Here is a 19,188-nt window from a genome sequence, read left to right on the forward strand (position 1 = left end):
GCATTACGAGACACGGAAGCATGGAGCCCAAACGCGCCACAATCCTAGCCCTCGCCAACATTCTGACGGGTAGCAAATTACATGAGGCAACAGCCTCTACTTGGTAGCAAAAAACCTGAGTCAATGCGCCGGACGAAATCATTGTCGCTCCCAGCCATTTTGCTGAAAGAAGGACGAAAAGCGCTCGACGATCTCGTTCCAACCGATGCGGAGCGCGTCGATCTCTACAGTGGGCTCATTGCATACGCGGGGACGTACAGTATCGACGGCGACAAAGTTAGCCACCATATAGATGCATCGTGGAATCAATCCTGGACAGGCACGACCCACGTACGTCAGTTCGACATCCACGGCAACTCGTTATTCATCAGGACGCTGCCGTCGAAGAACCCGGTGACGGGCAAGAAATCCTCGGCTGTTCTGATCTGGAAAAGGTTGGGTAGAAGGTGCGAACGCCGCTTGCCGCCTCGCTGCTGTGTCGGTATTGGTGCGGGACGTACGTTCCTGGCCACGCTTTGATCGGGAATCTGCGCAAGCAATCCGAGTATTCGTATTTGTCATGCCGGAGCTGGCGACGACAGCACTCAGAGGCTTACGCAATAGGGGCCTACCGCTCCTTGAACGTCGCCCAATTGCAAACCGCGCAAGCCGTTCATCTGCCGGAAATTCCAACGCAAACTGCCATAACTGGCAAGATTCGGACGATTATTGCCGACAGGCGAAAAAAGGACCCGGAGAGAGTCGCCTGCAACTGTCAACGCGCGGTTCCGCAGGCAGCCCGGCTGCTGCGGAGTGCCGGTGAACTGTCGATTCAGGTTAGAGCGCCACGATCTGTCGCAGTAGTTCCAGCGCTTTCATTTCGTCCAGACGTCCAGTTCGTGCTTTTCCCGCGAGCGTCTTGATCAACGCCTCTGCGATCGGTTCAATACCTATCAGATCGTCCAGGCTCGTGACGGGAGCAGAACGGCGTGTCTCCGCGATGACCTCTGTGACGGAAGCCGACGCAGGCTGCTGGTGAGAAACAGACGAAGGGACATCATTGTCAACGGTTTGCCGGATCGCCAGATCGGAGGCAGGCGGGAATACTGGATCCTGTTGCTCCACGGCCGCCTTCGTCACGGCCGTGCCGTTGGCGTGATCCGCCTCAGATGGCTGGGCGTGTCGGTCGCCCGTTGTTTTCGCCTTCTTACCCGCGGGCTTTCTTGTCACCGCCGCTTCCGGCTTTACCGCTGCTGACAATTCCTGCTGATCGGATGCAGGTCGATCCGATTGCGGATCGAGCAGAGCCGACACCGACTCAGGAATGTCCGTCACCCGACGCGGAACGTCCAGCCAGGCAGTTGGCAACCCAAGATGTTCGGTGAAACGGTTGGCTTCGGCGTCGTCCAGACGCTTCTGTCCATACAGACGATTGTCCAGGTTGGAGGCGCTGATTTTCACTACTGCGCTGAGTCGCACCTTGGAACCTTTGCGGTGGGTAAGCACATGCAGGTTGGCGCGACGGATGTTTTCCAGCGCTGCCACGTCGTTCAGCGGCAGGGATTGCTGAGCCCCCGACTTTGGAGACGCTTTAGCTTTCGCCGATGCCGATTTTGACGAGGGCGTCGCACCAGATTTTGCCCCCGCAGGATTACTCTTCGCGGCGGCCTGTGACGAGCCGCCACTGGTTTTCTTTGACATCTCTGATTTCCTGGGCAAACGGTCTATGAGGGTAGGGGGGTGATTCGTCTGGGTGGCAGGAGCCGTCTCCACTACCTGCCCGTACGCGGATTCCAGTTCAGTATTCACGTGGATAAACTCGAGCGGCGCCTTCAGACGACTGATGGTCTCGGATGTGAGGGCGGGATTGGGTTGATCGAAAAACCCATCGGGTAGCCCGAGCGTCGTTTCGATGTGAAAGGCCGTCTCGGGTGTGAATCTCTCGCCGTTGATCAGCTCGGCCACGCGCGTCAGGCTGGAATCGAGTCCCAGTGCGATGTTCTCCGCGCCCACCGCGTCAACCAGCCACTTAAACGAACGCGTTTTGAAAATGGATGCCGTCTGGGCCGGGTCTCGCGCCGGTGGCGTTTTTACGTATGGCTTGTTCTGTCGGTGGGATGTCGTTTTCGAAGGTTGGCGCGATTGACGCTGGCCCTTGTCGCGAGATCCCGAATATCGCCCATGTGGCTGACTCATAAAGTGGGACTCTCCGCCGGTGAAATCACTATCAATGCGGAGATTATAAGGGAGGAGATGCTAGAGTCGGGCTCACCATCATCCATGAGTTGTTCGGGCGGACTTCCTTGGTCCCGGTGACCTCGGCGGCAAGATCGAGAGGTCAACGAAGGCCACCTTGCTGATGTGCGCGCCGAGGCGGGCAGTGGAGTGCAATGGCATTGCTTACAGTCGATCAAGGGCAAGTCATCGGCCCGTGCCGACGACAGCTGCAACAATGCCAAGATGCTTTTTGCTTCAGCCGCAGGTGGCTTTCGTTAGAATCTGTTTTCGATCCTTATATTCGTCTATAACCGGAGGCGAACGTGCCAGGTTTACTTCCCGATGTCGACCGCGAGGGACTCCTCGAATATTCAGTCGTTTACACCGACCGATCAATCAATCATATGTCGCGGCTTTTTCAAGGAATCATGCGCGATATTTCCGATTCACTGAAAAAAGTCTACAACGCGAAGTCGGCCGTTATCGTCCCGGGCAGCGGCACTTTCGGCATGGAAGCCGTTGCCCGGCAGTTCGCAACGAACAGGAAGTGTCTGGTCATCCGCAATGGCTGGTTCAGTTTCCGCTGGTCGCAGATTTTCGACATGGGCGGCATTCCGTCTGAATCGATCGTGTTGAAGGCGCGTCCGGTCGAACAAGGAAGACAGGCTGCCTATGCACCGCCGCCGATCGAAGACGTGGTCGCTGCGATCAGGGACAACAAGCCGGATCTGGTCTTTGCACCGCATGTCGAAACCGCATCCGGAATGATGCTGCCGGACGCTTATTTGCGCGCAGTGGCCGACGCTGTGCATGCCGTCGGCGGCATGTTTGTACTGGATTGCATTGCTTCCGGCACGGTCTGGGTCGACATGCAGGCGAGCGGCGTCGACGTTCTGATCAGCGCGCCGCAAAAGGGGTGGAGCGCGTCACCTTGCTGCGGGCTGGTCATGCTTAGCCCGCTCGCCCGCGAAAGAATTGACGTAACAACTAGCACTAGTTTCGCTTGCGATCTCCGCAAATGGCTGCAGATCATGGAAGCCTACGAGAACGGTGGGTTCGCGTACCACGCCACGATGCCCACGGACGGTCTCGCGACGCTGCGTGACGTCATGAAGGAGACCGAGGCATACGGCTTCGACAAAGTGAGAGCGGAGCAGCTTGAACTCGGCAAGCGCATTCGCTCACTCCTGGCTCACAAAGGTTTCAAAAGCGTGGCAGCCGAAGGTTTTGAGGCTCCGGGCGTCGTGGTCAGCTACACGGATGACGACGGAATACGATCCGGCAAGAAGTTCGCTGATGCTGGCTTGCAGATCGCGCCCGGCGTTCCCCTTCAATGCGACGAGCCTGAAGATTTCAAGACCTACCGCATCGGATTATTTGGCTTGGACAAACTGCGTGACGTCGAAGGCACGGTGGCTCGGCTCGCGAAGGCGCTGGACAGTATTCTTTAGAGCGTTTTCCGTAGCATGTGCGTATTGCTCGTCCTCGCAACCGCTTCGGCGGCAGGACTCCGAAACCTGCCGGACAAGCTATGCGCACGATTCGGCCGTTGCGGCCGTTGCGGCGGCGCAGGTTCTACGTCAGCAATTGACGGATTCCCGACCGTGACGGTCGCAAGCAGCCGAACGGCAGCTTTCGCCACCGGCGAACTCACACTCCCGACCCGTTATAGGTAATCCGTCCCGCCTTTGATCGATACACACTGTCGGACTGGCAGCTTGCTGCCAGTGAAGGCAGGACATGCACCCGCAGGCTACGAATAACTCGACCCAATTACTTGGACGATTACGGCAATATCTTCGAGCCCGCGGGTGTGCTTGCGCTCGATAACGAATTCTCAGGGTTCGCCGTGGCACCGGCTCACTATAATGATTTCGCTGACCGCAAGCATGCATGCCCCTTGTGGCTAATCTACCACTTGCGGAGGTTCAGATGGCACCGCAATTGATGCAGCAGTTTGCCGCCTACGTCGGTATCGATTGGGCGGATAGGAAGCACGACTTCTGCCTGCAGGCAGGTGGTGAGGATACGGTTGAATTCGGCTGCCTCCCTCATCGGGTCGAGTGCATCGACGAATGGGCCAGAGCGTTGGATCAGCGCTTCGGCGGCCCGATCGCCGTTGCGCTAGAACTGGCGAAAGGCCCGATCGTCTCCGCGTTGCAGAAGTATGATTTCTTCACGCTGTTTCCCATCAACCCTTCGACGCTTGCCAAATACCGCCTGGCCTTCAAGCCGAGTCGTGCCAAGGACGATCCCTCAGACGCGGAGCTGGCGCTGGACCTGCTGCTGCGTCACCCCGAGCGGTTTGCGCCGCTCAAACCGCAGAGCGTCGGTATGCGATCGTTGACCGTTCTGATCGAACAGCGCCGGCAGTTGGTCGACGACAGGAACCGCTTCACCAATCGCTTGCGCAGCGCGCTCAAAGAATATTTTCCCCAGACGCTCGACTGGTTCGTGGACATTGACACGATGCTCTTCTGTGACTTCCTGTCCCGATGGCCGACGCTATCGGCAGTCAAGCGGGCCGGCAGCAAGACGCTTGACGGGTTCTTCCGCGCACACAACTGTCGTCGCGCCACGCTGATTGACCAGCGTCTCAAATCGATTCGCAGCGCGGTGGCGCTAACCGAGGATCCCGGCATCGTCACGCCCTACCGGCTGCACGCGGTAACGTTAGTGGCCCAGCTGCGCACGACACTCGCGGTGATCGACGTGTTCGATCAAGAGATCGCAGCACTCGTGCGCACGCTACCCGATTTCGCGCTGTTTGACTCGCTTCCCGGCGCGGGCCCGCATCTGGCACCACGCCTGCTCGCGGCATTCGGCGAGCAACGCGGGCGCTTTCGCAGCGCGGTTGAAGTGCAGCAGTACACCGGCATCGCACCGGTCACCGAGCGCAGCGGCAAGAAAAGCTGGGTGCATTGGCGTTGGCAATGTCCAACTTTCCTGCGCCAGACTTTTGTCGAATGGGCCGCCCAGACGATCAACAAATCGTTCTGGGCCGGCGTCTACTATCGGCAGCAGCGTGCCAAAGGCAGTTCCCACCAGGCTGCGGTGCGGGCGCTGGCATTCAAATGGATACGCATCCTTTACCGGTGTTGGCAGACTGGAAAACGCTACGATGAAAGCGTCTATCTGAACGCGTTGAAAAGACGCGGCTCGCCGCTTCTCGGCAAGCTGAGTCTGTCCGACGGATAAGAGTGGGCGGATCTTGCTCTTTTATCTGATTGGGGCAAGCCGCGCAGCGGCGCGTCAGGCCGAAGGCGAAGCTCGCGGGGAGCCGGTGGGCAACGACGGAACCGCCGTCAGGCGGCTGTCCACGGCTTTGCGCTGTGGGCAGCGTCGTTGTCCACGGGCGGGCGCGGGATGATCAGGCAAGAGGGCCACTTGTGACCGACAGGAGGAGCGCAGAAGCATCGAAGAAACAAAAAAACTTGACGGACCGCCTCAGGGCATGTTGCTGCCAGTCACTCGCTCATTCTGAGGGGCCGAAGACAGGCAGCAAGCGGCCGGTCAAACCTCTTCTTCAGTCGTGCAGGCTTTGCTTAACAAATGTCGGCGTTCTGCTTTTTTCGGTAGCGGTGCGTCGACGGAACTGACACACCGTTCCCGCTCAAGCTAGCGGACGACTCATTTCATACGCAGGCGGAGCGATGTCCGCCGTGCTGCAGCGTCTGGATGACACCGTGGGCTCATTCAAGCCAGCCCTTGATGGTATCTGCCATGACGTTGGTCGAGATGCCATAGCGATCGTGGGTTGTGTCGCGCTAAGGATGCAGGAGTAAAATTCAGGCGGACATTTTCCTGAAGTGAAGCGTGATATGAAGAAGGCGACTGCGAGAACAGCCCTGCCTGCCGGCGTAGCGAAGGTACTCAAGCGCCTGCACTATCCGCTGGACGTGATCCTGCTGTGTGTGCGGTGGTAAGTGGCCTACTCGCTAAGCCTTCGCAATCTCGAAGAGATGATGGCTGAGCGCGGTTTTGAGGTTAACCATTCCAGCGTGCATCGCTGGGTGAGCAAACTGGTGCCATTGTTCGAGAAGGCCTTTCGCAGGTACAAACGCCCGGCCGGCAAGAGCTGGAGGATGGATGAAACCTACGGCAAGGTGCGTGGCCAGTGGAAGTACTTGTATCGCGCAGTGGACAAGGCCGGTAATACGGTGGATTTCCTGTTGCGGGCGCATCGCGACAAGACTGCCGCGCGCCGCTACTTCGAGAAAGCCATCGATCGGAACGGCGCGCCTGAGACCGTGACCATGGATAAAAGCGGTGCCAACCTGGCCGCCCTTCAGGCCATCAACGTTGAACGGAAAACGCCCATCAAGGTCCGGCAGGTCAAGTATTTGAACAACATCGTCGAACAGGATCATCGGGCCATCAAACGCCGAATCAGGCCAATGATGGGCTTCAAGGATTTCCGGTGTGCTCGCATCATCCTGTCAGGCATTGAGACAATGCACATGATCAGGAAAGGTCAGATGAAGGACGACGGCGTTACCCGAACCGCTGCCGATCAATTCTATTCGTTGGTGGCATAAGGACTCCTTGTCATCGCGGAACTTTCTTGCGTTGCTGAACTTATCGCGACACAACCCGCTCGACAGTAGCGATGCGTTTTCGCTTCCTTTTGCGCACGCTCGGTGCAGCCTTGCTGTACAGCCGCCAGCGTGAATGCGGCGATAACCGTAGCGGCGCTTCTGCGCTGCGATAGCCAACATCTGGCCTGTCAGTGCCTCGTCGCCGCCAATTCGACGCGACTTATAACGGAACAACGACCGCGAAAATTCCGACCAGCCCGCAAGCCCGGGGGATACGCATTGCGCGCTCGGTCATCAATAGCCGGACCGCCTCGCGTTTGGCTTGCGGGCTTGCTACTTTCGGGACAGTAGGTCCTTCAGGTCAGAGTTGTCGAGCATCGACTCGGCGAGCAGGCGCTTGCTTGCTGTTCTCCTGCTCCAGCTTCTTCAGACGCTGCGCGTCCGAAACGGTCATGCCGCTGAACTTCGCCTTCCAGTTGTAATACGTGGCCACCGAGATGCCGTACTTGCGGCACAGGTCTGCCGGCTTCAGGCGAGTCTCGGCTTTCTTCAAGATGCCGATGATTTGTTCTTCGTTGAATCGTTTCTTCATTGCCGCTCCCCTTTGGAACGGACTCTACACCGTCACCGCACCAAACGCGGGGAGCAGGTCAATGACAGTATCAAGAAGACCATAACAAGCTGTCCGAAAGCCTGGAAATCCGTCCTATCCGATGTGATAGCTATATTTTCTCCTCCAGCCAGCTAGAGTGGCGGCACGTGCGGTCGATACCAGATATCACCCACGAATCGACCATCAGGGACCAATGCGCTCGGGGCGGACATGAAATTCATCGATGAAGAGATCGCTCACGTCATGCGCATGATGGCGCCGTCGTTGGCGCTGGCGTCAAGCCCCCGGCGTTTCGTTCGACTATTGGCACAAGCGTCTGTCCGCGCTACTCGATTCCACGCAGATCACGCACGCTCAGTCCGTACCGTCGATCCGGAGCCTATCGTGCTCGCCGCGTGTACGGCACTCTTTCTGATTGGCATGGCGGTTACATGACCCTAATAGTCGATCGACACAGACGCCCAAGGGCTTCCGCCGGCTACTCTCCTTGGTAGACGGCTTCTACATGTTAAACATGTCGATAACTTCGCCACATGACATGATGGGAGGTGACTTCTATGCAATGAATTCTTTGCGCAAAGCATTAAATAATATTTTTGAATAAAATTAATTTGCAGAGGTTACGTTATGGCTAGCACGGATTTGATCACTTATCTGAACTACATGTCGACGTGGGACACCGAAAGTGATGAGAATATTGACAAATTGATTTCCGAGCAAAATCTGTTCCTCAATCTTAATGATTTTGAATCTGACTCGGCAGTTGATTCGGTATTCAACGCCATTAATGATTTAGCGTGTGAGGTTAGAGACCGTACTATTGCTGCAGACGCTACTCAAATGGCTGCTGACGCTGCAGCAGTAGCATCAATTTGGTCTTTTGGGCTTGGTATGGCTGCCTTCGTGGCGCTTGAGGCTGCAGAGCAAATTGAGAAAGCTGTCATCTCCTCAAAATCAAAAGAGTTGAATGAAAAATTAACAACGGCGGATGCGGACATCTCATCTAGAATAGGCCAAAATGTTGCAGATTACGTCGGTAAGTACAAAGAAAATAACAATTTAATAGTAAGTAAAGCGCCAAAGGGGCTTGATACCAGCACTTGTCGCGCTAATTTGATGCAGTTCATGGCAGAGGTACAAAGAAACGGAAAGCTAGATGCTGCGACCTTCCGTCAATACGCAGAGTCCGCGAGAATCGTCTACAACAGCGACGAGATCAATAAAGTATATGACGCCCTGGACAAATTGAACTTCAGCGCCAAATCTGACGCGGATGTCAAACAATTCATGAATGTCCTCGCTGGGTTGACATTGCCTCCGAATGCCAAATTTGGGTTGACCATTGTTACGAGCATGTCAATCGCGATCATGTTTTACAAGCTCAAAATCGCAAATGCCACAATTAAGGCACAGGCCGAAGAGGCAGGCCTACCAGTTGAAGAGGTTGATACGAATGCCTTTGAAGCAATGGATGCGGTGGGCAAATTTGCAGCTGGCGTCGCCATTGTGATGTCCGTGGTTGATGTTGTTCTGAATATTATCGATATTGTGGATGTCGTCGAGCAATGCAAGAAAATGTGCGACGAGCTGAACACAACCATCAAAACAAGCTACAAGTCTTATTTCAATGGCATTAAAACTGCAGCCCAGCAATATAGGGCTGCGATAGGTGCACCCGCTCCAAGCACTGGAAAAACCGCTCAAATCGATGTGAACCAGATGCATGCCCAAATAGCCCAGTATGGTTCGATCACTCAGTTTGGCGTTCGCATCTCAAATATCGCGGGTACAGCTGACAACCCAAATCAAAGTTCCGGCGTGGCTTCCAAAACGGATAAAGGTTTTAGCGGCTACAATGGAACATGGGAGGTGGGCAACTGGGGGGATACCCTGAAATTTACCAGTTAAGAGCAGTGGCTCCATCGCGGTAAAGTGAAATGTATTGTCGCGGCGAAATAGCGGTGGTGTATTGCGCCGTATGTTTGCGCAACATTGGTCCTGAATCAGCGCTCAGGTGGACTGGAAGCCTGTCTTACGTTGTGGACAGTCAACCTAGCTCTTCAGGGGTGAGCTTGCTACACCGCGCATCTTCCGCAGCCTAATTGGTTTTTCAAGCGAGCACCGATACTTGCTGACAAGTATTGGTGCTCGCCGCGCTACGTGTCATGAAATTGTTCCATTAACCCCCAAAATTGCTTCTTTTAAAACTGCTCTCGAATTTCAATGCATAATCCAAAAACATGAAGCGCTCGTGCGATGAAACGTTCAATGATTTTCACTACTGTGGCGGTCGAAGTGAAGGCCTTGACGTTATAGGAGCCACTCCGATAAACTGATGCGCCGGGTCGTTATTTATAATCACCGTAACATATGGCCAATCGTCGATTCGCTCATCTTCGAAATCCGAATTTGTTCGGACCATGCTCTTGTGCGAACTGATCTTAAATACAAACCACGGCCCACTGTGAAGCAAAAGTTTATGATGAATACTGCCCCGGTTATATATTGTCGACAACCGCTAGGTATATGATTGCGCGTCGCCTGGCGGCCCCTTCGCCGTAAGCCCTTCATTTAGGACTTCGTCCAGCCGCGCAGGGGCGTGCGCCGCAATCCACCCAAGTTAAGCGCGTTTGCCGCGCCGGAACTCAATCAAGTTAAAAAAACACTTGACGTGAAGCTGACTTCGCGGGGCCGCCGCTACTGGCGTCTTTCTAGACGCCAGTAGCGGCGGCCAATGAGGATCTTTTTGATCTTCGTTGGCCCCATGTCTCTTTCCACTCTGCTTGCCGATCTCGCAGCCCATATACAGACTGACCAGTTTCGCCAGCTTGCCCGCGATCCCGAGCATCCCACGGCGTTCCAACGTCGTCGCAAATTGCCCTTACCGGCACTGATCGCATTGATGCTCACCGGCATGCGCAAGAGCGTCCAGACCGAACTGGACGAGTTCTTCGGACATCTGCAGCAACAGGCACAATTGCTACGCAAGGTATCTGGGCAAGCGTTCGCGCAAGCGCGCGCCAAACTCTCCACGACCGCCATTCCGGCGCTCAATGACAGGCTGCTCGAGCAAGCCGCGCGCCATGGTTATGTGCCGCGCTGGAACGGCTTGAGGCTGGTCGCCGCCGATGCCTCCACCGTCCGTTTCGGCCTGCGCGCCAGCCACGTCAAGCGTGCCGCGCTGCCCGACCAGCTTGTGTTCGGACTCTTCCTGCCTGGCGCTGAACTGATGCTGGCCGCCTCCCTGCATGGCGTGCATGAGAACGAGCGTCAAATGCTGTTCGAGCATCTGGATCGTCTCTCCAGCGACGATCTCCTGTTGCTCGATCGGGGCTATCCCTGCCGGTGGCTGCCTGCCGTCCTGAATCAGCGCGGCATCCCTTTTTGCATGCGCGTCGAGCAATCCGGCAATGGCGGCTTTGCCTGCGTACGTCAGTTTCTCCGCTCCGGACTGGACGAGCAAATCGTCACCCTGCGCGCCCCGGATCATCGCGACGCAGTCGATTACGAATGTCCTGCCATGGCGCTAACAGTGCGCCTGGTGCGTCACGTGGCCTCCACCGGCAAGGTGCGGGTCCTGATGACCAATTTACTCGACAGCGCGCGCTATCCGGCCAGTCAATTTGGCGATCTCTACCATCAGCGCTGGCGAATAGAAGAAGCGTTCAAGCGCCTCAAGCATAGGTTAAACCTCGAGCATGTTTCGGGACTCTCGCAACGCGCTGTTGTACAAGATCTCGCCGCCAGGGTGCTCTGCGACAACCTGCAGGCCTTGACCACCTTGACGGCCCACGCCTGCCATGAAGTGCCGCCCGATCGACGCATCAACCGCGCTTACGTGCATTCCGTGCTCAAGCCTCTACTGCCATCCCTGTTGCTCGGCATCGCCGCGGCGACCTTACTCGCGGACGCCTTGGCCGTCATCGCACGCCATACGTTCCGTCATCGACCAGGAATCTCAAAGCAACGCAAACCCCGCCCGAAACCCCACAAATTCATGACGCAAAAACCTTGTTGAAAGATCTCCATTTCTTAACTTGGGTGGATTGGCGTGCGCCGCCGACCGGCTGTTGCGAACAAAATTCGGGGAATCAATGAAAAAAATCAGAGACGTCGCTTTTGTCATTGCAGTTTTCGCCCTGTCGGGTTGCGCGCATCCGATACAGATTGCTCCAAACACGGCAAACATATACCGGACACCAAGCGATCCACCGAAGATTAGCGCTACCGTCGGCATGGTGATGCCCGCCACTCTCAGTAGTCTGGAAGTGATAACGCCTGGAGGAGCGGGAAATAACGTTCGATATTTTCCTTACAGGGATATGGAGGCCGGATACGAAAAAATGCTGTCCAACGTTTTTGAAAGCGTCGTCACGGTGACATCATCGGATAGCGCTGAAAGTTTGTCGAGAAACGGCATCAGTATTACCGTGACTCCGGAGGTGATCACGAACTCAGGACCGACAGGCTTTTTCACCTGGCCGCCTACCAATTTTACTGTTGATATGACAACGGTTGTGTGGGACACGAACGGAAAGGTCTTGGCCAACCCGAGAGGTGGTTGGAAACGGTCAGGCAGCTGGTTTCTCTGACTTTAAAGGTGACTTCGGGATAGCGGGCCGTCGGGCTATGGAAGATGCGTTGAATAAAATGCAACACGCATTGTTGGAACAAAGGAACGTTTCCACTGTTTCCGTGCCCACTTCCTCTGCTTCGCCGGTCGTACCCAGCGATGCGAAGGACGCACGGGATGACGCCACCGCACGGCTCGACAAACTTAAAGGATTGCTCCAGAAAGGGTTGATTACTCAGGCTGACTACGATCAGAAAAAGAAGGAAATCCTGAGTCGCTTTTGAACGAGGCCGACGTTTCGCGGCTAGAAGTAACGTAAAAAAACAATTTGGCGGCGCCGCGGTTGCGGGGCGGCCGTTGGCCACTGGCAGTGACAGCGAATTGTCGAAGAGTGCTTCGTTAAACACCGGGAAGGACGGGCGCCGCATATTGATGTCCGTGCAGTGGGAGGGAAACGGATGCTCGCCGATCGGCTTTGCCGGAAATATAATTTCGACCCACATAACGCGACATAGTTAACCTTGGTCGCGTCCCGATGAACGACTGCTTCGGAGAATAGCAACCGTCCCTAGCGGGTCGTGCACGGCCGGTCGCGTCAGGCAGAGACCGGCCAATTTGAGTCATTCAACGCCGGCGGGTGAATCGTTGACAATCTGCGTCAACGGCGATGCGGTCCCTGTCCATGCCATGCTGGCGCGAATAGGGGCACAATGATCAAACCCACGGGTGCCTGTACCGCAGGTGTGAAGGTGCGCATCACTCGCCAGCGTATGGTCGGAAAAAAATCGCCCGACACAGTGGCGCGGACATAGCAGCCAGAGTAACGCCCGGCCACCCGTGGCATTCCACTCTTCTACGACAAACGGGAACCGAGTGGCCATTTCTCGCGGCGAACGGGGCTCCCGGGCAGATTTTCGATACCTGCTCTCGGCCAATACCGGCGGATCGACCACGACATCGGAGAGCAGCCGGTCAACGTTGTATTCGGCGCTAGGAGGCGTTCCCCTCGCCACCACCGGGGGGCGGGGACGCCGTCACTGCAAGAACCACTGGCGGTTGACCCGATAGAGTCACGTCAACCATTTGCCGTAGTATAGGTGCGGAAAAATTACCTCTTTCGGGCTTTCATCCGTTCTTCCGGGGGACTGACATGCGATTGGCTGACTTCATCGTGCGTGACATGGAAGCGATCCTGGTGCAATGGGAGGCGTTTGCCGCCACCCTGTTGCCAGCCGCCGCGGACATGCAATCGCTGGCGCTGCGCGACCACGCGCAAGTGATTCTCGAGGCAGTGGCGAAGGACTTGAGGACATCACAGACCAGGGAAGCTCAAGCCGAAAAATCAAAAGGGCGAGCCCCTAAACTCATTGATGCCCCGGAAACAGCGGCGCAAACGCACGCCCTGCTGCGCGCGCGGGGCGGCTTCAACATAAACCAGATGGCCGCCGAGTACCGTGCGCTGCGCGCCAGCGTACTTCGCCTGTGGATGGATGAGTGTCAGCCCGACGCCCCCCATCTGAACGACATCATCCGCTTCAACGAGGCCATCGACCAGGCAATCGCCGAATCGGTTGGGTTCTTCAGTGCTCACGTTGAGCAGGCACGCAATCTGTTGCTGGGAATGCTTGGGCACGACATGCGCAGTCCGCTCCAGACCATCCAGATAACAGCGTCGTATCTCGCGGCGCTGAACGCCGGTGAGAAAGTGTCCGAAGCCGCGTCCCGTTTGATCAGCAGCGGCGCTCGCATGCACGCGCTACTGGACGACATGCTTGACTTCAATCGAACCAACCTGGGTCTGGGCATCACTATCGCTCCGATCCATGTCGACCTGGCAAGCCTTCTTGCCGATGAACTGAACCAGTTGCGGGCCGCACACCCGGACCGTCAGATCGATCTCGAGGTGGTGGGCGACGTTCAGGGTTTTTGGGACGGCAGAAGGCTGCAGCAGTTGCTCGGCAATCTCGTGCTGAATGCACTGAAGTACGGGGCGTCAGACGCGCCCGTGCGAGTGCTCCTGGCGGGCAAAGAAGTGGAACTTAACTTCGAGGTCAGGAACAGTGGCCCCGCGATCGAGCCAATGGCGCTGAAGCAGATCTTTGAACCGCTCAAACGTGGCCCGAATCATGATACCGGGCACGACGCCGGCAGCAGCCTCGGACTCGGACTATACATCGCGCGCGAGATTGCCAAGGCACATGGGGGCGACATCGAAGCGCGGTCCGATGAGGCAGAAACCGTGTTCGCTGTGCACCTACCACGTCGCAGGTAGCTCGCTGATTGGTGCGATGAGGCGGAGATCTGAGATACGTCTTTACGAGTCCAGGCATCACGCTCAACGGCCGCTTTGCCTGATCGCCACCGGCCGGTTTGGGTCGACTTGCGACGGATGGCCGAGCCGAAAGCAAACGGGGAGGCCGTTGACCATTGCGTGAGCGCCCAGCAATAAGGTAGTGTGGGGCTTCACGACTCCAACGACGGATCAGCAATGAACAAACAGGAACTGGTGGACGCGGTCGCCGCAGCGACAGGCGAGAGTAAGGCTGCGACGGGCGAGGCGATCGATGCGGTGATCGGCGCAATCACGACGGCCGTTACGAAAGGGGACACCGTCCAATTGATCGGCTTCGGGTCATTTTCCACCGGAGCCCGGGCTGCCCGCGTGGGTCGCAACCCGGCGACGGGGGCAGAAATCCAGATCCCTGCGGCGAAGACGGTGAAATTCACCGCCGGCAAAGCCTTCAAGGATGCAGTCAATCAATAGGCTCGGTCAGGGGCTTTCACGGACGAAGCCACTGCCGGTCGGCTAGAACAGCTGGCTATTCAGTGGCAGCAGGTTGATCCACTTCACCGCAGTGCGGCGTTCGACGCCCGTCTGCATGGATCGAGCGGATCATCACACGTTGACCCCTCACTTCTCCGAGGACTTCAACAATACGATCCTGGTATCGGGCAAGTGCACCGGGCGTGGGCTTGCGCTTCTTTGCCTGGGTTGGAGAATCGGCCATGGGCGCCACTTCGTTATGACGCTACCATCATAATGGGGTGGCGCCCGTCCGTGAAGCTATTCCTTCAGTCATCCTCACTCACCCTATACAGTCATGCGTCGTATCGTCGTTCGCAATTCTGCCGTACATGGTCGCGGCGTGTTCGCGCTTGCCGATATCCAGGCCGGGATGCTGATTCTCGAATACAAAGGGCAGCTCGTTTCGTGGAGGGCGGCACAACGCGCTTACGCGCGGTCCGGCGCCGAGGATGGCCATACCTTTTTCTTCGACCTTGATGACGGTCGTGTGATTGATGGCGCTCAAGGTGGGAATTCTGCACGATGGCTCAACCATAGCTGTGCGCCGAACTGCGAGGCCGAACGGGACGGCGAACGGGTGTTCATCCGGACGATCCGTCCCGTGGCGAAAGGGACGGAGCTTTTCATCGATTATCAACTGCAAGTCGAAGGCCGCCGAACCGCTGCGGTCAGACGAACCTACTCGTGCAGCTGTCATGCGGCCGGCTGTCGAGGCACCATGCTATCGAAGTGACTGCGGGCGCGGTGATACCCGACCAAGTCGCTTGTTTGTCAGTACAGTCACGCGCCAGATCGCTCATGTGAGGAATGTCGTACGGCAGAGTCCGGCCACGAAGAGACCGTCGTCCGGCGCCACCGAATGGCCGATCATGGCGCCATGGCAGCCATTTAGAGCGGTCGAGAATCCGATGGACGACTGCCAGGTTTCCTGCGCGGCATGGGCATCAGGGCACAGGGTTACGAATTGAACAAGTCATCGACAATACGTCGTCCCGCACTGTAGCCGCCCATGAGCGCATCGGCTTCACTGAGAAATGGCTTGCCTTGGGACTCGCCAAAACGCAGCGGCGAGAACACGGCGACAGAGGCACCGGCCTTGCTGATCCTCACGACCGCCACAAATCCGACGCTGGTTGTCCCACTGCGTCCGGCCTTCCAGCTAAAGTCAGTCTCGACGGCCACCTCAATGTCGAATCCGTGATAGTGATAAGTGCGGCTCATGGGGTCACCAGGTCCACCTGCTCCGACATCCGCCGGGCGTCGTCCGGCCTCACAACGCCGATGTGCCGGAAGAAAAGCTCCACGATGCCACGCGTAGGCACACTCGCGGAAAGCGTCGCGATTTTGACCGGCGCGAACCAACTGCACTTCGCAATTTCGTTGCTGGGCTGTGCGGTCAGGTGAGGCCTCACCTCAGCAAAGAAGACATAGTGCTGCGTGTTGAAGCCGTCAAACCGGAAAAGATACGCTAGGTCATCTGCGACAAGCGTGGTCTCTTCTTCCAGTTCCCGCAACGCGGCTTCATGGGGCGCCTCGTCCCGACGAATTCTTCCGCCCGGTAGCGCCCGTCGCGACCTTTCGCTGGCAACCAGCAGAATACGGTCGTCCCGAACGCACAGAACGCTTGCCCTGTCTTTCATCCTCTCCCTGCCCGTTAGCTTGTATGAGCCCTTCCCAGGCCAGCGTTGATCCAACGCCGCCCACCGGTGACGCGGGTATTTTAAGCGTTGTCTAAATGCCGCGCAGTGCAGGCGCGCATCGTCGACGGCCGTCGCAGATCGGTCTGAAACCAGACCTGCGAGAAGTCGTTCTGTGCAACAGGAGCGGGGTCGACTGCCACCGATCGCCAAAGGGCAGAGTCCGGCTGCCGATTGCGGCCATGCAAGGTCGGGGAAAGTGGATGCGCATTGCACCAGGCGGCACGCGGCCAGGAAGCGTCGTTCGCCTCGGGCGTGGGCCTGACATTCGGGTGTGCATAGTAATCGGCTGCTCACCCACCGACGATGCACGTCGCATCCTTGGCCAAACCCGCCATTCAATCTGTCACAGAAATCCCATGCCTCGAATGTGGCAAATGGCAACGACAACGCATTGTCCTCAGAAGAGTCGCCCTCGCGGCGGCCATAGAGCGGAGCATTGGCGCCGCTATCGTGAATCGCTCGCGCCCGGCGTCGGCCCGCGCTAACCGTCACACTCTTTCATCCGACGCTCAAGCTCGGCAATATCCTTCGAAGCTGCGAGGTATTCATCACAGCGGGTCCCGTGGGCATTTCGCAGCCAGCGGTCGAGACGTTCTAATAGGAGAATGAAAAGCATACGCATACCCGGTTCGGTTGAAGGCTATTTAAGGTTTCGCCAGCCGTTGTGCACGCAGAAGCTCTTCTGGCACTGCGCGATATTTCCTGATCAGGGATAGCTATCCGACGGCGTTCCCTTGAGGTCAAGTATGTGATGCGGGCGACTCATATCCAAGCGAGTGGATGCATCGCAGCATGCCAAGCGTACGGCGTTTCATGCCACCCCGAGTGGCTATTTCCTTTGGGGTTCGTTGTCGCGTGGACTGGCAGCACCGGGGAGATATTTCCTGGACCTGGCCAGCGAAGTGAATGGTCGACACCCGGCCGTTGCCATCATTACATGCGTATTACGAATGCACTTTTTCAACACCAAGGTGCGGCTAGGGGAAACCACTATTCTTCCAAAAATGCCCGTCCCTTATTTTGTTCTTCTGTTGATTCCGGCATAACCAATTGATGGCGGCTGTTCCGCTTCCTGCCCTCCGGTTCAGGACTGCCGGATATGGCTGCCATGTACGGTTACATTCATTTCGAACGCGCAACCGCTTTCGTCGACTAGCGCGATGGTTCTTGGTCCACGTATTTTCAGGGAAACGATGACCGCCGGAACTCGTAAAAGCGGTTTTTCCTCGCTTGGGCCCATCTCCTGGGGCACCCATCTGTGTCACTTCTACGAATCACGAGGCGAATTACTCAGTGCCACGGCGGAATTCCTGCACGCCGGTCTCGCCAATCGCGAAGCCGGCGTATGGGTCGCGCCGGCGTTGCTGGGACCGGAAAAAGCTCGCCATATGCTCACGCGGGCGGCGCCCGCACTCACTGAATACGTAGACTCCGGCCAGTTGCAGATTCTCGATGGCGCGCAGCTGTATGCACCGCCTAAAGCCGGCTTCAACGGCGGCGCCACAGTGAGCTTGTGGTCGGCGGCGATCAACGACGCGCTGGGGCGCGGCTTCGAAGGGCTGCGGGTCGCTGGCGACGCAGTCTGCAACGAAAACACCGATTGGGCCGCTCTCGTCGACTATGAAGCGACGCTGAAGCAGCAGCTCGCCGCGCGTCCGATCATCGGTTTATGCACGTACTGCGTGCAGCAGTTGCGCGCCGCTCAGACCCGGGAAATCGAACGCCTGCACGATGCGACGGTCGCGCCGTCGCCTGCCGAACCCGCGGAGCGGCCCAACATGAAAGTCGGCCGCCGGGCCGCACCGGTTGCGCGACAGCAGGTCTCCGCGGCCAGCGAGCCGACCGGCGAGGAAAGTCAACAACCAGCTATCGGGCCGATGATCGGCCATGAGATTCGCAATGCAATTACGCCGCTCAGCCTGCTTGCCCGTCTGCTGAATACGCAGTATGGCCACGACGATCAGCTCACGCGGTATGCGCTGCTGCTGTCGCGGCAAGCAAACCTGCTGGGTCAGTTGGCCCAGCAGTTGATGGCGCCCGCCCATGCGCAGCGTGCGAGCCCGCCGGAGCCTGAAGGCGAGGCACCACCGGAACCCGCCGCGGACACGCGGACGGCGCATCCGGCGCACGTCAACGTCGACGATTTGCTCGTGCATTGCATTCAGGTGGCCGAAGCGGGTGTCCCCGGGCATGCGCCGATTCAACTGACGGAAAGCGATGCGTCACTCCTGGTGCAGGGCGACTTCGGCAAGCTGACGCAGGTGTTCGTCAACGTGATGGTGAACGCGCTCAAATATTCCACGGCAACGGATGCCGTCACGGTGATGGCGGCTCGCGCTGGGCGCTACTGCTATATCAGCGTGCGCGACAATGGCATCGGCATCGCGCCGCGCGAGCTCGCGGCGATCTTCAAGCCGTATGCGCGCGGCCTCGTAGGTCGTGCGCTGGGTGTCAATGGTCTTGGGCTCGGGTTGTCGGTGGTCCGTGAGATCGTTGCGGACCATGGCGGCACTGTCGAGGCCTTCTCCGAAGGCACCGGCGCGGGTTCGGAATTCGTGGTGCGCCTGCCGCTTGCGAAGGTGTCGGTAAGCGCCGATAGCTAAGGTCACGCTCGAAGCAAAAGTCTGCGGCGAGGTTTGCGCCGCGCCGGCCGACGGCGGCACCGGATAACGCACCTCAAAGGTTACGCAGGCCGTTGCGCGACTGCCCGCTGTCCACTCAGGCCGTGCAAGTGCAGTTGCGCTCGAACGCTAAGGCTTCTG

Annotated in this window: 15 protein-coding genes and 1 pseudogene; 12 read left to right on the plus strand and 4 right to left on the minus strand. The window is 57.6% G+C overall.

The window, feature by feature from the left end; genetic code table 11:
- The first annotated feature begins 141 nt into the window (after window positions 1–141).
- Window positions 142–519 carry a lipocalin-like domain-containing protein gene (locus P0D89_RS43810; protein WP_408378575.1) on the plus strand — a complete coding sequence of 126 codons (378 nt, stop codon included), beginning with the start codon at window positions 142–144 and terminating at the stop codon, window positions 517–519.
- Window positions 520–816: 297 nt separating this feature from the next.
- Here the strand turns inward: P0D89_RS43810 and P0D89_RS43815 are convergent, their stop codons facing one another.
- The gene (locus P0D89_RS43815) at window positions 817–2,175 is read right to left on the minus strand and encodes a hypothetical protein (protein ID WP_408378577.1); all 1,359 of its coding nucleotides are present in this window, start codon (window positions 2,173–2,175) and stop codon (window positions 817–819) included.
- Window positions 2,176–2,519: 344 nt separating this feature from the next.
- Between P0D89_RS43815 and P0D89_RS43820 the strand changes: the two genes are divergently transcribed.
- The 3 genes and pseudogenes from P0D89_RS43820 (at window position 2,520) to P0D89_RS43830 (ending at window position 6,734) form a co-directional block, all read left to right on the plus strand.
- Window positions 2,520–3,647, plus strand: a complete 1,128-nt coding sequence (locus P0D89_RS43820) for an aminotransferase class V-fold PLP-dependent enzyme (protein ID WP_408378580.1) — start codon at window positions 2,520–2,522, stop codon at window positions 3,645–3,647.
- 496 nt (window positions 3,648–4,143) lie between these two features.
- Window positions 4,144–5,394: an IS110 family RNA-guided transposase gene (locus P0D89_RS43825; protein WP_408369464.1), complete on the plus strand. Its 1,251-nt coding sequence runs from the start codon at window positions 4,144–4,146 to the stop codon at window positions 5,392–5,394.
- Between the two features lie 623 nt (window positions 5,395–6,017).
- Window positions 6,018–6,734, plus strand: a pseudogene (locus P0D89_RS43830) (IS6 family transposase).
- A gap of 361 nt (window positions 6,735–7,095) precedes the next feature.
- Here P0D89_RS43830 and P0D89_RS43835 read toward each other — a convergent pair.
- On the minus strand, window positions 7,096–7,326 hold the full coding sequence (locus tag P0D89_RS43835) for a transposase (protein WP_408369462.1): 231 nt from the start codon (window positions 7,324–7,326) through the stop codon (window positions 7,096–7,098).
- Window positions 7,327–7,974: 648 nt separating this feature from the next.
- Between P0D89_RS43835 and P0D89_RS43840 the strand changes: the two genes are divergently transcribed.
- The 7 genes from P0D89_RS43840 (at window position 7,975) to P0D89_RS43870 (ending at window position 15,459) form a co-directional block, all read left to right on the plus strand.
- Window positions 7,975–9,255: a hypothetical protein gene (locus P0D89_RS43840; RefSeq protein WP_408369460.1), complete on the plus strand. Its 1,281-nt coding sequence runs from the start codon at window positions 7,975–7,977 to the stop codon at window positions 9,253–9,255.
- 826 nt (window positions 9,256–10,081) lie between these two features.
- Window positions 10,082–11,365 (plus strand): IS4 family transposase, encoded by a 1,284-nt coding sequence (locus tag P0D89_RS43845; RefSeq protein WP_408369458.1) that lies wholly within the window; start codon window positions 10,082–10,084, stop codon window positions 11,363–11,365.
- A gap of 76 nt (window positions 11,366–11,441) precedes the next feature.
- On the plus strand, window positions 11,442–11,939 hold the full coding sequence (locus P0D89_RS43850) for a YajG family lipoprotein (protein ID WP_408369456.1): 498 nt from the start codon (window positions 11,442–11,444) through the stop codon (window positions 11,937–11,939).
- A gap of 58 nt (window positions 11,940–11,997) precedes the next feature.
- Window positions 11,998–12,204, plus strand: coding sequence for an SHOCT domain-containing protein (locus P0D89_RS43855; RefSeq protein ID WP_408378583.1), 207 nt, complete (start codon window positions 11,998–12,000; stop codon window positions 12,202–12,204).
- An 866-nt stretch (window positions 12,205–13,070) separates the two neighbouring features.
- Window positions 13,071–14,192, plus strand: a complete 1,122-nt coding sequence (locus P0D89_RS43860) for an ATP-binding protein (protein WP_408378581.1) — start codon at window positions 13,071–13,073, stop codon at window positions 14,190–14,192.
- Between the two features lie 216 nt (window positions 14,193–14,408).
- A complete protein-coding gene (locus tag P0D89_RS43865) occupies window positions 14,409–14,684 on the plus strand; it encodes an HU family DNA-binding protein (protein WP_408371254.1) in 276 nt (91 codons plus the stop codon).
- Window positions 14,685–15,021: 337 nt separating this feature from the next.
- Window positions 15,022–15,459, plus strand: a complete 438-nt coding sequence (locus P0D89_RS43870) for an SET domain-containing protein (protein ID WP_408371252.1) — start codon at window positions 15,022–15,024, stop codon at window positions 15,457–15,459.
- Between the two features lie 224 nt (window positions 15,460–15,683).
- Here P0D89_RS43870 and P0D89_RS43875 read toward each other — a convergent pair whose 3' ends face one another.
- Window positions 15,684–15,947: a hypothetical protein gene (locus P0D89_RS43875; RefSeq protein ID WP_408370671.1), complete on the minus strand. Its 264-nt coding sequence runs from the start codon at window positions 15,945–15,947 to the stop codon at window positions 15,684–15,686.
- Complete coding sequence (locus P0D89_RS43880; protein WP_408370673.1) at window positions 15,944–16,366, minus strand: NUDIX domain-containing protein; 423 nt, start codon at window positions 16,364–16,366, stop codon at window positions 15,944–15,946. The genes P0D89_RS43875 and P0D89_RS43880 overlap by 4 nt, the downstream gene beginning before the upstream one ends.
- 1,253 nt (window positions 16,367–17,619) lie before the next feature.
- Between P0D89_RS43880 and P0D89_RS43885 the strand changes: the two genes are divergently transcribed.
- A complete protein-coding gene (locus P0D89_RS43885; RefSeq protein WP_408370675.1) occupies window positions 17,620–19,029 on the plus strand; it encodes an MEDS domain-containing protein in 1,410 nt (469 codons plus the stop codon).
- Window positions 19,030–19,188 lie beyond the last annotated feature (159 nt).

This window comes from Paraburkholderia sp. RL18-085-BIA-A, assembly GCF_046027075.1.
Classification (GTDB): domain Bacteria; phylum Pseudomonadota; class Gammaproteobacteria; order Burkholderiales; family Burkholderiaceae; genus Paraburkholderia.

What these genes read in the sequence shown, in the direction of transcription:
- P0D89_RS43860 (WP_408378581.1), top strand. Translation starts at nt 13,071, where the DNA reads ATGCGATTGGCTGACTTCATCGTGCGTGACATGGAAGCGATCCTGGTG.
- P0D89_RS43840 (WP_408369460.1), top strand. Translation starts at nt 7,975, where the DNA reads ATGGCTAGCACGGATTTGATCACTTATCTGAACTACATGTCGACGTGG.
- P0D89_RS43815 (WP_408378577.1), bottom strand. Translation starts at nt 2,175, where the DNA reads ATGAGTCAGCCACATGGGCGATATTCGGGATCTCGCGACAAGGGCCAG.
- P0D89_RS43885 (WP_408370675.1), top strand. Translation starts at nt 17,620, where the DNA reads ATGACCGCCGGAACTCGTAAAAGCGGTTTTTCCTCGCTTGGGCCCATC.
- P0D89_RS43850 (WP_408369456.1), top strand. Translation starts at nt 11,442, where the DNA reads ATGAAAAAAATCAGAGACGTCGCTTTTGTCATTGCAGTTTTCGCCCTG.
- P0D89_RS43870 (WP_408371252.1), top strand. Translation starts at nt 15,022, where the DNA reads ATGCGTCGTATCGTCGTTCGCAATTCTGCCGTACATGGTCGCGGCGTG.
- P0D89_RS43845 (WP_408369458.1), top strand. Translation starts at nt 10,082, where the DNA reads ATGAGGATCTTTTTGATCTTCGTTGGCCCCATGTCTCTTTCCACTCTG.
- P0D89_RS43825 (WP_408369464.1), top strand. Translation starts at nt 4,144, where the DNA reads ATGCAGCAGTTTGCCGCCTACGTCGGTATCGATTGGGCGGATAGGAAG.
- P0D89_RS43880 (WP_408370673.1), bottom strand. Translation starts at nt 16,366, where the DNA reads ATGAAAGACAGGGCAAGCGTTCTGTGCGTTCGGGACGACCGTATTCTG.
- P0D89_RS43865 (WP_408371254.1), top strand. Translation starts at nt 14,409, where the DNA reads ATGAACAAACAGGAACTGGTGGACGCGGTCGCCGCAGCGACAGGCGAG.
- P0D89_RS43835 (WP_408369462.1), bottom strand. Translation starts at nt 7,326, where the DNA reads ATGAAGAAACGATTCAACGAAGAACAAATCATCGGCATCTTGAAGAAA.
- P0D89_RS43855 (WP_408378583.1), top strand. Translation starts at nt 11,998, where the DNA reads ATGCAACACGCATTGTTGGAACAAAGGAACGTTTCCACTGTTTCCGTG.
- P0D89_RS43875 (WP_408370671.1), bottom strand. Translation starts at nt 15,947, where the DNA reads ATGAGCCGCACTTATCACTATCACGGATTCGACATTGAGGTGGCCGTC.